This is a genomic window from Gordonia sp. 'Campus' (assembly GCF_022206305.1).
Lineage (GTDB): Bacteria > Actinomycetota > Actinomycetes > Mycobacteriales > Mycobacteriaceae > Gordonia.
In genome coordinates this window covers 98,957-110,448 of record NZ_JAKOIW010000010.1, presented here as the reverse complement: position 1 = coordinate 110,448, position 11,492 = coordinate 98,957, and the positions used below count along the sequence as shown (strand labels likewise).

The 11,492-nt window shown below is 66.7% G+C and carries 10 protein-coding genes; 7 read left to right on the top strand and 3 right to left on the bottom strand.

All coding sequences use genetic code 11. The annotated features are described in order from the left end of the window. The first annotated feature begins 149 nt into the window (after positions 1-149). The 7 genes from pyk to MAY35_RS12590 all read left to right on the top strand — a co-directional run bounded on the left by pyk (position 150) and on the right by MAY35_RS12590 (position 8,085). Positions 150-1,574, top strand: a complete 1,425-nt coding sequence (gene pyk / locus MAY35_RS12620; RefSeq protein ID WP_238421635.1) for a pyruvate kinase — start codon at positions 150-152, stop codon at positions 1,572-1,574. An 86-nt stretch (positions 1,575-1,660) separates the two neighbouring features. Continuing rightward, entirely contained in the window at positions 1,661-2,539 is an 879-nt protein-coding gene (locus MAY35_RS12615; RefSeq protein ID WP_238421634.1) for an acyl-CoA thioesterase II, read from the top strand. After that, positions 2,536-3,018 (top strand): hypothetical protein, encoded by a 483-nt coding sequence (locus MAY35_RS12610; RefSeq protein ID WP_238421633.1) that lies wholly within the window; start codon positions 2,536-2,538, stop codon positions 3,016-3,018. Before MAY35_RS12615 ends, MAY35_RS12610 begins: the two co-directional genes overlap by 4 nt. 191 nt (positions 3,019-3,209) lie before the next feature. Beyond that, positions 3,210-5,195, top strand: a complete 1,986-nt coding sequence (locus tag MAY35_RS12605; RefSeq protein WP_238421632.1) for an ABC transporter ATP-binding protein/permease — start codon at positions 3,210-3,212, stop codon at positions 5,193-5,195. A 106-nt stretch (positions 5,196-5,301) separates the two neighbouring features. Beyond that, entirely contained in the window at positions 5,302-7,143 is a 1,842-nt protein-coding gene (locus tag MAY35_RS12600; protein WP_238421631.1) for a long-chain fatty acid--CoA ligase, read from the top strand. 53 nt (positions 7,144-7,196) lie between these two features. Beyond that, complete coding sequence (locus tag MAY35_RS12595; RefSeq protein ID WP_238421630.1) at positions 7,197-7,712, top strand: DUF6325 family protein; 516 nt, start codon at positions 7,197-7,199, stop codon at positions 7,710-7,712. 46 nt (positions 7,713-7,758) lie between these two features. Beyond that, positions 7,759-8,085, top strand: a complete 327-nt coding sequence (locus MAY35_RS12590) for an SHOCT domain-containing protein (protein ID WP_238421629.1) — start codon at positions 7,759-7,761, stop codon at positions 8,083-8,085. A gap of 451 nt (positions 8,086-8,536) precedes the next feature. Here MAY35_RS12590 and eutC read toward each other — a convergent pair whose 3' ends face one another. The 3 genes from eutC to MAY35_RS12575 form a co-directional block, all read right to left on the bottom strand. Then, entirely contained in the window at positions 8,537-9,322 is a 786-nt protein-coding gene (gene eutC / locus MAY35_RS12585; protein ID WP_238421628.1) for an ethanolamine ammonia-lyase subunit EutC, read from the bottom strand. Continuing rightward, on the bottom strand, positions 9,319-10,728 hold the full coding sequence (locus MAY35_RS12580; RefSeq protein ID WP_238421627.1) for an ethanolamine ammonia-lyase subunit EutB: 1,410 nt from the start codon (positions 10,726-10,728) through the stop codon (positions 9,319-9,321). The genes eutC and MAY35_RS12580 overlap by 4 nt, the downstream gene beginning before the upstream one ends. A 117-nt stretch (positions 10,729-10,845) precedes the next feature. Next, positions 10,846-11,460 (bottom strand): TetR/AcrR family transcriptional regulator, encoded by a 615-nt coding sequence (locus tag MAY35_RS12575; protein ID WP_238421626.1) that lies wholly within the window; start codon positions 11,458-11,460, stop codon positions 10,846-10,848. Positions 11,461-11,492: the final 32 nt, after the last annotated feature.

Genomic DNA, 11,492 nt, shown 5'->3' with positions numbered 1-11,492 from the left:
GACCGCCGAAATCTCGCGGCCACAACAAGTTAAGTAAATTTCATACCCGGCGGTAGCCCCCCTCCACCAGCAGTAACGTCGAATGGCCGCCCGGTGACAACTCATCTGCGACATGGAGATGGACGGTCGATGAGGACTAAGGTGTCCTTGTGACACGCCGAACCAAGATCGTCTGCACCCTCGGCCCGGCCACCGCAAGCGATGAGCGTCTGAAAGAGCTCGTCGAATGCGGCATGGACGTGGCCCGAATGAACTTCAGCCACGGCACGCATGAGGACCATGCGGCCGTCTATGCGCGCGTCCGCAAGGCCTCGGACGCCACGGAGAAGGCCGTGGGCGTCCTCGCCGACCTCCAGGGTCCCAAGATCCGACTCGGCCGTTTCGACGGTTGCGACGGCTCGACGGTCTGGGAGACCGGCGAAGAGGTCCGCATCACCGTCGATGACGTCAAGGGTGATCACGACCGCGTTTCCACCACCTACAAGCAACTCGCCGAGGACGCGAGCGCGGGCGACCGCCTGCTCGTCGACGACGGCAAGGTCGGACTCACCGTCTCGGCGGTCGAGGGCAACGACGTCATCTGCACCGTCACCGAGGGCGGGCCCGTGAGCAACAACAAGGGTCTGTCGTTGCCGGGTATGAGTGTCTCCGTGCCTGCGATGTCGGAGAAGGACGTCGCCGACCTGGAGTTCGCGCTGGGACTGGGTGTGGACATGGTCGCGCTGTCGTTCGTGCGCAGCCCGTCCGACATCGAACTCGTCCACGAGGTCATGGACCGTGTCGGGCGCCGGGTCCCGGTGATCGCGAAGCTCGAGAAGCCGGAGGCCATCGACAATCTCGAGGCCATCGTCCTCGCCTTCGACGCGATCATGGTCGCCCGTGGCGACCTCGGCGTCGAGCTGCCGCTCGAGGAGGTGCCGCTGGTGCAGAAGCGGGCGATCCAGATGGCACGCGAGAACGCCAAGCCGGTGATCGTGGCAACGCAGATGCTGGACTCGATGATCGAGAACTCGCGTCCGACGCGCGCGGAGGCCTCCGACGTCGCCAACGCGGTGCTCGACGGCGCGGATGCGGTGATGCTGTCCGGCGAGACCTCGGTCGGCAAGTATCCGCTGGAAACGGTGCGCACCATGGACCGCATCTGCCGCGCGGTCGAGAGCGGCCCGCGTGATGTGCCGCCGCTGTCACACGTGCCGCGCACCAAGCGCGGTGTCATCTCCTACGCGGCCCGTGACATCGGCGAACGCCTCGAGGTCAAGGCGCTGGTGGCCTTCACCCAGTCCGGGGACACCGTCCGACGCCTCGCCCGCCTGCACTCGCGGCTGCCACTGCTGGCGTTCACACCGACGCAGGCCGTGCGCAGCCAGCTGGCGCTGAGCTGGGGTACGGAGACGTTCATCGTCGACCATGTCGACACGACCGACCACATGATCGATCAGGTCGATCACCAGCTGTTGCGTATCGGCCGACTCGCCGAGGGCGACGTCGTGGTGATCGTCGCAGGCGCGCCGCCCGGCACCGTCGGTTCGACCAACCTGATCCACGTGCACCGCATCGGCGAACAGGACCACTGACGTTCGCTCCTCGCCGGGTATCCCCGGCGAGGACGTCGGTCGGGGCGGTGCGTACCGCCGCGCCGACCGGCCATAGGGTGTGGGGCATGACCGTGGACCAGGCCGGAGATCTCGGCAAGCTGCTCGCCCTGCTCGACGTCGAACGCCAGGACGAGAACCTGTTCATCGGGCACCATCCCGAGCAGGTGACCGCGCGCACGTTCGGTGGCCAGCTGCTCGGTCAGGGCGTCGTCGCCGCGGCTCGGACACTGAGTCGCGGCAACCCGCCGATCCACGCGCTGCACGCCCACTTCATCCGCGGCGGCGACGTCACCATCCCGATGGAGTATCACGTCGACCGGTTCCGCGACGGACGGTCGTTCGCCAACCGGCAGGTGACCGCGAAGCAGGGCGGCGAAGAGATCTTCACCATGCTGGTCGCATTCCAGGACAACACTGCGGGTCTCGAGCACGCAGTCGAGATCCCGCAGGTGCCTTACCCCGAGGAATTGCCCACTCTCGGTGAGCATTTCAAGGGTTACGAAGAGCGGATCGCGACGTTCGTCAATGCGCTGCATCCGATCGACATACGTTTCGCGAACGATCCGAGCTGGAAGGCGAAGGAATCGGGGGAGCGGCTCACCGACAACCGGGTCTGGATGAAGGCGGACGGCAGGATGCCCGACGACCCCGTGATGCACGTCGCCGCAATGTGTTACGCCTCCGACACCACTGTCCTCGACTCGATCATCACCACCCACGGACTGTCCTGGGGAATCGACAGGCTGTTCGCCGCGACCGTGAACCACTCGATGTGGTTCCACCGCGAATTCCGTTTCGACGACTGGTTGTTGTACGCCACCCGCTCGCCGGTGGCGACCGGTTCGAGGGGGATGGGTTCGGGGCGTTTCTGGATGCGGGACGGAACGCTCGCGACCTCGGTCGTGCAGGAGGCGTTGATCAAGTACTTCCCGCCCAAGAAGTGAGCGCGACGAACGGGCCCGAGATGTGGCTGGACCCCGGACCCCCGCTGCCGCGGCGGACGTGGCAGCGGCGCACACGGGTGCCGGTCATCGTCGTCACCTCGATCGCGATGGTCGTCTTCGCCGCCATCGTCGGCGCGGCCGTCATCGCCGGGCTCCTGGCGACCCCCACGTTCACCGCGAAGGGCGGCGTGGTCGCGGACTGCACGACGGAGGTCGCCGCGTTACCGGACGGCGGAACGCTTGCCCGTGGCGCTCCGGTCGTCCTCTACGACGCCGCCGGGGGACAGGCGGCCACGACAACGCTGTCGGTGTTCCTACGCGGCGACGACGGATGCCGGCTCACCTTCGAGGTCGACGACGTGGCGTACACCGACGCCGGTTATCTCCTCACCCTCGGAGATCCTGCGGGACCGCGGTTCTCGCAGTCGGTGTCGACAGCGGCCCTCGAACAGGGTGTTGTGTTGCGTCCGCTCGGCTGACCCGCCGGCGCCGGGAGCACGCGCCCGGGTGACATCGTCGCGGTTGTCCGGACACCGGATGAACGCCGGGTTAAACTTCGCCGGATCATCGTGGAGCTCCCGAAGCCGTTGTGCGGACCGGCTCCTCGGTCCGATCGACCCGAGTTTGTCGACCGTGATGTCCGGCCGGATGTCCGAGACGAGGAGTCCGCGTGGAGTACAGCATCGACTGGGGCAACGAGGTGTGGGCCAGTCTGAAGTGGTTGGCGATAGCCTTCGCGATCTCGGCCGTGGCCGTCCTCGTCATCGGTTTCCTGCTCATTCGGTTCAGTCGTTGGGGCAGGCCGATGTGGCGGGTCATCGGCGGGTTCTTCACCGGACGGGAGACGCGGGTAGCGGCATGGGGTCTGGCCATTGCGCTGACTGTGCTCGCCCTCTTCGGTGTCCGGGTTACCGTTCTTGTTTCGTATTGGAGCAACGACCTCTTCACCTCGCTGCAGACTGCCGGTGAGGGGCTGGCGGCAGGCGGGCCTCAAGGGGCTCAGATGTTGCAGATGGGCAAGGATGCCTTCTGGCATTCAATGGTCGTGTTCGGCATTCTCGCGGCCATTCATGTCATCCGCACGATGGTGGAGATCTACGTGGGTGCGGCGTTCGAGATCCGGCTTCGCTACTGGCTGACCGAGGGCGCCACCGCGGACTGGATGGCCGGGCGCGCCTTCTACCGAAACCGTTTTGTCGATCTGAGCAAGGGGTTGCTGCGCCGCAGACGGTTTCGCCGCTCCACACCCGAGACGAATCAGCGTGACGCCGACATTCATCCCGGCGTGGACAACCCGGACCAGCGCATCGAAGCCGACATCACCACGGTCGTGTCTTCTGGGTCTTCGCTGTTCTGGGGCGGGGGCGGGTCGTCGACCAACGGTGTGTTGCCGGCCTGTGCGTCGATTGTGTCGTTTGCGGTCGTGTTGTGGGACCTGTCGGGCCCCCTGACTCTGTTCGGTGTCGAGATCCCCCGGATGATGATGTGGCTGGTGCTGATCTACGTCTTGGTTGCGAGCGTCGTGGCGTTCGCCATCGGCCGCCCGTTGATCCGGTTGAACTTCTGGCGCGAGCGTCTCACCGCCAACTTCCGCTACGCACTCGTTCGTGTGCGCGATGGCGCCGAGAACGTCGCTTTCTACAGTGGTGAACGCGTCGAGCACAAGAACCTCATGACCAGATTCCGTGCAGTGGTTCAGAACTTCTGGCGGATCATCCACGTCCAACTGGCATTCGTCGGGTGGAACTTCAGCGTCACGCAGTTGTCCGTGGTCTTTCCGTACATCGTTCAGGCGCCGCGATTCTTCGACGGTCAGATCAAGCTCGGAGACGTGTCGCAAACCTCATCGGCGTTCGCTGAAATGCACGATGCTCTCTCGTTCTTCCGCAACGCCTACGACGACTTCACCGTCCTCCGTGCCTCCATCATCCGTCTCGACGGCCTCGCCGACGCCGATGCGCGGTCGCGGTCGTTGCCCGAGGTGAAGACCGTCGACCGCGACCGGGCGGTCGCGTTGTCCGATATCGACATCAAGACCCCCGACGGCGATGAGTTGATCCGGGCGCTCAACCTGTCGCTGAGTCCGGGGGCCGCCCTCGTCGTCAAGGGGCGTTCGGGCTCGGGCAAGACCACCCTGCTCCGCGGGCTGGCGGGTCTGTGGCCGTTCATCGACGGGGAATTCGCCCGGCCCCCGGGGGAGCACACGCTGTTCCTGTCGCAGATGCCCTACATCCCGCTGGGCGACCTGCGGACCGCCGTCGCATATCCGGCACTGCCGGACGACATCGGTGACGACGCCATCAAGGCCGCCCTGGAGAAAGTCTTCCTCCCGCACCTCGTCAACCGGCTCCACGACGAGGAGGACTGGGTCAAGGTTCTGTCACCGGGCGAGCAACAACGGGTCGCATTCGCCCGCATCCTGCTGACGCGGCCGCAAGCGGTCTTCATGGACGAGGCCACTTCAGCGGTCGACGAGGGTCTCGAGTTCTCGCTGTACTCCCTGATCCGCTCCGAGTTGCCGGACACCATCCTGGTGTCGGTCAGTCATCGGAGTTCCACCGATCAGCACCACACCGAAGTGCTCCAGCTGACGGGTGGCGGCGCATGGACCCTCGACCCGATCCAGGAGGGTCCTTCGCTGGACAAACAGTCGTGACCAGTTGATTTTGCCGGCCAATTACCTTCTGGGTGATCCGGCCGCGGCCCACCCCCGACGTCGCTATTGTGATGTGCAACACATCTCCCGGCTAGTCGAGGACGCGATGACCGCAACGGAACCGATCACTTTCCCCCATCAGACGGGTGTCGCGGTGGCGACGCTGCCTGCGGCATTCCAGCAGACGGTGACGGTGCGGCCTGATGCGGTCGCCCTCCGTACCGTCGGCGGCATCGAGGAGATCACCTGGGCGCAGTACGCCCGTCGGGTGGAGGCCATCGCGGGCGGACTCGCGGCGCTGGGTGTCTCTCGCGGCGACACCGTGGGGATCATGCTGACGAACCGTCCCGAGTTCCACCTCGTGGACACCGCCGCGCTGCACCTGGGCGCGATTCCCTTCTCGATCTACAACACGAGTTCGCCCGAGCAGGTCGAGTACCTGTTCGGCAATGCAGTCAACGCGGTGGTCGTCACCGAGCAGGTGTTCCTGCCCGTGATCTCCGCGGCCTCGACGGGGGTTGCGACCACGATCGTCGTCGACGGGGTGGCGACGGGGACGATCTCGCTCGCCGACGTCGAGCACATGCCACCACCGGAGGGCTTCGATTTCACCGCGTCGTGGCAGGCGGTCGACTCCCATGACCTCGCCACCCTCATCTACACATCAGGGACGACGGGTCCGCCGAAGGGCGTGGAGATCACCCACCGCAACATCGTCGCGGAGATGACAGCACTCGCCGAGATCGTCGAGGCCGGTTTCGATGATCGTGCGATCTCGTACCTGCCGGCCGCGCACATCGCCGACCGGGTGTCGTCCCATGCGGCGAACATGATGCGCGGTATCCAGATCACCACCGTGCCCGACCCACGTGAGATCGCGGCCGCGCTACCAGATGTGCACCCAACTTTCTTCTTCGGAGTGCCACGGGTCTGGCAGAAGATCCGTGCCGGCATCGAGGCGAAGCTCGCCGAAGAGTCGAGTCCGGTGAAGAAGGCGCTCGCCGGCTGGGCCTTTCGGACCGGGGCGTCGAGGGCACAGGCGCAGCTCGACGCCGCGGGGTCGGGTGGCCCGGGTTCCGGTGGTCTCGCGCACGGCCTCGCCGATCGTCTGGTCTTGCATAAGGTCCGTACGACGTTGGGTCTGGACCAGGTCTCGTTCGCCGGCTCCGGTGCGGCCGCGATCCCGCCCGAGGTGCTGAAGTTCTTCCTAGGCCTGGGGATTCCGGTCCTCGAGGTGTGGGGGATGTCGGAGACGACGGGCGTCTCGACGATGACGACCAATGACAACCTGCGGATCGGCACCGTCGGAAAACCGGTGCGCGGCATGGAAGTCCGGCTGGCCGACGACGGTGAACTCCTCGTCCGGGGCCCGGTCGTCATGCGTGGATACCGCGGCATGCCGGACAAGACCGCCGAGACGATCGACGCCGACGGCTGGCTGTCCACCGGTGACATCGCGACGATCGACGACGACGGCAACGTCACGATCGTCGACCGCAAGAAGGAACTCATGATCAATGAGTCCGGAAAGAACATGTCGCCGACCAACATCGAGAACGCGATGAAGGCGGCGTCGTCGCTGATCGGTCAGGTGGCCGCGATCGGGGACTCCAAACCCTATGTGTCGGCACTGGTGGTCCTCGACCCGGACGCCGCCGCTGCGCGGGCGAAGTCGCTTGACGTGTCGGGGGCGGACCTTGCCGAGTTGTCGTCGCATCCCCAGGTGGTGGAGGAGATCTCCATGGCCATCCGGGCGGGGAACAAGACGCTCTCGCGGGTCGAGCAGGTCAAGCGCTTCACCATCGTGCCCACCGCGTGGGACCCCGGGGGAGACGAGCTCACCCCGACGATGAAGCTGCGGCGCAAGCCGATCGAGACGAAGTACGCCGCCGAGATCGGCGAGCTGTACGAGGCGAGTCCCGGAGAGTCGGTCGTCGACCTGCGGTAGGGCCGAAAGCGCGGGAACGGATCGTTGAGAAACCAGCGACAGAGGAGTGAGCAATGGGAGAACAGGAACTCGCTGCCGACCGAACGGCGGACACGAGCAGCCAGGCGGCACCGCCCACGGATGCGGGAACGGACCGGGAACTCGGACCCATCGACTACATCGTGGTCGAGTGGGCCGGTAGACAGCCCACGGGTGAGGCGCTGCCGCATCTGATCGACCTGATCGACCGCGGAATCGTGCGGCTCATCGACATCGTCTTCATCACCAAGGACGCTGACGGGACGGTCGCCCGCCTCGAGATCGATTCGCTCGGAGTGGACTTCGCGATCTTCGACGGAGCATCGACCTCGTTGCTCGACGACGCCGACCTCGCGGAGGCGGCCGGGGTGATCGATCCGGGATCCAGTGCCGCCGTGCTGATATGGGAGAACACCTGGGCCGCACCGTTCGCCACGGCGGTACGCAACAACGGTGGACGGCTCGTGGCGTCGGGGCGGATACCGGCCGAAGCGCTGCTCGCGCAACTCGATGCGGTCGACGAGGTGACGATTCCCGCATCGACGGCTTAGCACCACGACTGCCGATGACCGAATCCGATACCCGAAAGGACGCACCATGCCAGGACTTCTCCGTGGCGTCGCACGTACCGCCGTCATCTCCGGCACAGCGACGGCGGTGAGCAACCGCGTGTCACGACGCCAGGCGAACCGATGGGCACAGCAAGGCGGCTCGGCGCAGAATCCGCAGCAACAGCAGTACGCCCAGCCGCAATACGCCCAGCCCCAGTACACCGAAGCTCCGCAGCAGGCGCCCCCGCAGCCACCCGCGCCCAGCCCGACGGACACCATCTCGGCGCTGAAGGAACTCGGTGCGCTCTACCAGCAGGGCATTCTCACCGAAGCCGAGTTCGCCGCACAGAAGGCCAAGATCCTCGGGACCTGATCGAGACCCGCGCGGTCGAAGTGCGGAGCGCCGCAAGCCACTCCGAAACCCGCGTCCGCATACGCGCTGGTTGGGAGTTGTTGCGCTGGTTGTAACCAGCGCAGCTGAACCGAACCAGCGCTTTCGTGTGGGCCTCAGAGCTGTTTGCGGTCCACGGTGCAGACGTTGAGGCCGGAGCGGAGCGCCGCCGCCACCCACGCGAATTTCTCATCCACCTCACGACGCGGGAAGGGCATATTGCCCTCGCGCTCCGCTGAGATGGACGAGATTTCGCTGGCGGCCGCCGGTCACTGGTCCCTGCGAGGTGATGACCGCCGCGGTGCCGGTTCGACGTTGCCGACCCTCACGCGGTGCGGCCGTACAGAAGCGCTAGCTGACATCCATCTGCGCTAGTTGCAGCTAGCGCCGCTGACCCAAACCAGCGCTTCTGGCCGACGCACCGTCGAGCAGCTCACGACCCAGGCGACAGCGCCTGCGGATCGTCGCCCGACAGGTCCTTCAGCGCGACCCCGGATCGTCCGAGCCGTCGGGCGCCATCGATGAGTGCGGCGGTGGTCCGCGCGGCGGTCTCGTAGTGCAGGCCGTCGGGCGGGTGGATGTTGGAGATGCAGTTCCGGTCGGAGTCGGCGCGTCCCGGCCGAGGGAGGTGCGTGAGGTAGATGCCCAGACTGTCGGCGACCGAGAGCCCGGGTCGCTCACCGATGATCACGATGAGGGTGGTGACGCCGAGGGCCTCGCCGATGTGATCGCCGAGGGCGACGCGTGCCTCGGTCGCGATGACCGGCGGTGCGATGGAGTAGCGGCCGTCGAACTGACGCAGCAGAGCTGCGACGAGGCCGTGGCCGTGGTCGGCGAGTGCCCGCGGCGACAGTCCGTCGGCCATCACGATCCCGATCTCGGTGTCGGCGCGCGGGACCTGCGAGAGGTCGTCGGGCATCCGGCCCAGATCCGGCCGGCGCAGGTACTCGCTGCGTGTCGTCGCGCGACTGGTGACCACGATCGGCGCGTCGAGATCGAGTTCGCCGATGCCACGGGCGAACCCGTCGACGTCGAGGGGTTCGTGCACGGCATCGCGCGCGATCGCATGGGCGGTCTGGAATTCGAGGACCCGCCGTGACGGAAGGGAATTGCCCGTGCGGCCGAGTCCGATACGGGCCTGGGTGGTCCGGCGCAGGTCGGCCCACGGGTCGGGTTGCCGACCCTCGTCATCGGCAGATGTGGGCCGGTCCGCCGTCATCGTCCGGCCGTCAGCGACATCAGGGGAGACTCGCCGGGATCCACGGGCAGGATTCGACCGTCGCCATCGGTCATGCCGAGTCGGGCGAGCCAGGACTCGAACTCGGGGGCGGGCCGAAGGCCAAGTGCCTCACGGACATAGAGCGCGTCGTGGAACGACAGGCTCTGATAGCCGAGCATCACGTCATCCGCCCCGGGCACGGCGATGACGAACGCAGCCCCGGCGACGCCGAGCAACGTGAGGAGCGTGTCCATGTCGTCCTGATCGGCTTCGGCATGGTTGGTGTAGCAGACGTCGACGCCCATCGGCAGCCCGAGCAGCTTGCCGCAGAAGTGATCTTCGAGTCCGGCGCGGATGATCTCTTTGCCGTCGTAGAGGTATTCGGGACCGATGAACCCGACGACGGTGTTGATCAGCAACGGATTCAGCTCCCGCGCCACCGCGTATGCACGGGTCTCCAGAGTCTGCTGGTCGACCGGTTTGCCGCCGACCCCGAGGTGCGCGCCGGCCGAGAGTGCCGATCCCTGACCGGTTTCCAGGTACATCACGTTGTCGCCCACGGTCCCGCGACGCAGGGACCGGCAGGCCTCGTCGGCGTCGCGCAACATCTCCAGCGTCACCCCGAACCCGTTGTTGGCGCCCTCGGTGCCCGCTATCGACTGGAACACCAGGTCGACGGGCACACCCTGCTCGATGAGCTCGACGGTGGTCGTGACGTGCGACAACACGCACGACTGCATCGGGATCTCGAAACGCTGCCGGATGTCGTCGAGCATGTGGAGCAGGTCCGCGGTCGCCCGCGGTGAGTCCGACGCCGGGTTGATCCCGATGACCGCGTCGCCACATCCCATCAGGAGCCCGTCGAGGGTGGCCGCGGCGATACCCCGGGGATCGTCGGTGGGGTGGTTGGGTTGGAGGCGCGTGGCGATCCGGCCGGGCAGCCCGATGGTGGTGCGGAAGGCCGACGTCACCCTCGCCGCGGCGGCCACCAGGATCAGGTCCTGGTTCCGCATGATCTTCGACGCTGCTGCGACCATCTCCGGCGTCAGTCCGGGGGCGATCCGGGAGAGCCGGTCGGCGGCGTCGGCGCGTGGGGCGATCTCCAACAGCCAGTCCCGGAACCCGCCGACAGTCAGGTGGGCGATCTCGGCGAACGCGCTGCGGTCGTGCGTGTCGACGATCAACCGGGTGACATCGTCGGATTCATAGGGAACCAGCGGCTCCTCGAGAAACCGGGTCAAGGGGACGTCGCCGAGTTGCCAAGCGGCAGCGGCGCGTTCGGCGTCGGAGTGCGCAGCACAACCGGCCAGCTCGTCACCGGACCGACGGGGGGTCGCCTTCGCCATGAGTTCGACGAGGCCGTCGAACTCATGGGTGGTGCCGGCGATCGTCTGGGTGTACCTCACCGGTCGTCCCGGCGGGGAAGGGGAACGGGATGGTCGGGCGTCATGGTCCCCGAAGTCTAGGTTCGGTGCCGAGGAGGCGCACGGCGAACGCGAGCGACGACGCGACGGACCGCGGGGTCAGGCAGGGGCGGCGGTGTCGGAGCGGGTATTCGCCGCCGCCGCGGTCAGTTGGCGGGCGAAGGCGCCCATCGCGCGGCCGCCAGCGAGGATCGGGGCCGTCGACCGCTGCGTGCGCGCGAGAATGAAGGCGCCTTCGAGGGATGCCACGACTGCCAGCATCAGCGCGTGAGCGTCCGCGTCGGGCAGCCCTCGTGCTCGATACAACGCCGAACCCTGCTCCACCCACCCGTCGATGACCTCCGCGGCGATCGTCCGCAGCTCCGGCTCGGTGTCGGCGACCTCCCCCGCGACAGTCCCCACCGGACACATGTTGAGCCACCCGCTGTCGGCGATGGTCTCCGACGCCGAGACGAACGCCGCCTCGATTCCCTCCGCGATGTCGTCGTAGGGGGCGAGCAGCATTCCGACGAGTTCTCCGTACGCCGCACCGGATCGTCGCAGCGCGGCGGCCGCGACGTCGCGCTTGCCCCCGCTGAAGTGGTGGTAGATGGAGCCGATGGGTGCGCCGGCTGCGTCCACCACTTGTTTGATCCCCGTTGCGGCATAGCCCTGTCTGCGCAGCAGTTCGGTCATCGCCACCACGATGCGTTCGTCCGTCTTCACCCTGGCCATTCTAGAGCATCTGTTCTAGAGTGATCGTTCTA